We start from the raw sequence: 1,138 nt of genomic DNA, 5'->3' as shown, positions 1-1,138 counted from the left end.
GATGGGATCGTCTTCGTCGCGACGCGGTAGCGGTCGGTGGCCGACAACGTCAACCCGCCGAGCGGGTCGACGTCGAAACACACCGCCTTGATGCTCGAGTACCCGTCGCCGCGGTGCACCGCGAAACTGGTTTGCGCGATCGCCTCCGCGAACTGTCCGGCGTCCACGCTGCCCGCGTCGGCCGGCCGCGTCGGCAGGTCTGGGTACTCACTCCCCAGCATGGTGGGCAACGTGAACTCTGCGGCCCCGCACAGGATGCGTGCAGTACCACCCTCAGTCTTGAACTCCACCGGCTTGCGTGCCAGCGCCTTGCTGATCGCCTGCAGCAGGCGCCCGGACACCAAGGTGGTTCCCAGTGATGTCACATCCGCCCCAGCGCTTGTCACGGCGGCAACTTCGTAGTCGAACGCCTCCAGGATCACGTAACCGGAGCCGCTGGTGAGTCGGATCGCGCCGAGCAGCGGGTTCAACGGCTTCGCCGGCAACGCCCGCGCCACCCAGTTGATCGCATCCGCGAACTCGTCGCGAGTAATCGTGAACTGCAAATCGGACATAAGGATCGTCACTCCTGGTGTGTGGGCCGCCGTCAATCGGCCGTTGCGTACACCATAGACCGGATCGTTTGACGCAATAACGTCTAGCGTTTGATGAACCGCGCCGACGCCACGAAAGTGCCCACCAGATAGAACGGGTCCACCCGCCGGTGCAGCCGGTTCGCCAAGTGCAGCGCCGTGACCGCGATCGCGCCGGTCGTGAGGACCGGGTGGGCGACGACACCGCGGCGGGCGGCGTCGGTCAACTGCTCCCCTTGCGGGCAGAACATGTCCCAAGCTGCGACGTAAGCCCCGAGCGCCACCCAGGCGCGGCAGCCCGGACGCATGTCACAGCTCCCGCTGCAATTCCGCGGGGGGCTCCGGCATGGTGCCCGTGTTGTTGACGGTGGCCCAACGGATCACCTCGCGGAGGTGCGCGACCGCGATCCGGTACAGCGACTCCCAACGCGACGCCCGCTCCTCGGCGATCACCGCCCGGGTCTCCGCCGAGTCGATGCGCCGTTCAGCCGCGGTCGCGCACCTCCGCGAGGTGATCCGTTGGGCCACCGTCAACAACACGGGCACCATGCCGGAGCCCCCCGCGG

The 1,138-nt window shown here is 67.5% G+C and carries 2 protein-coding genes and 1 pseudogene; all 3 read right to left on the bottom strand.

Annotated elements, in window-relative coordinates:
- A pseudogene (locus tag A5622_RS07200) lies at positions 1-554 on the bottom strand (DNA polymerase III subunit beta); the annotation flags it as partial.
- Between the two features lie 83 nt (positions 555-637).
- Entirely contained in the window at positions 638-880 is a 243-nt protein-coding gene (locus tag A5622_RS07195) for a hypothetical protein (protein ID WP_066879480.1), read from the bottom strand.
- Position 881: 1 nt separating this feature from the next.
- Positions 882-1,138: hypothetical protein (locus A5622_RS07190; protein ID WP_232002892.1), on the bottom strand; the 257-nt coding region annotated here is incomplete at its 5' end.

The organism is Mycobacterium sp. 1245801.1, from assembly GCF_001673055.1.
GTDB lineage: Bacteria > Actinomycetota > Actinomycetes > Mycobacteriales > Mycobacteriaceae > Mycobacterium > Mycobacterium europaeum_A.
The sequence above is the reverse complement of the archived record's forward strand: the minus strand, read 5'-3'. Positions and strand labels throughout refer to the sequence as shown.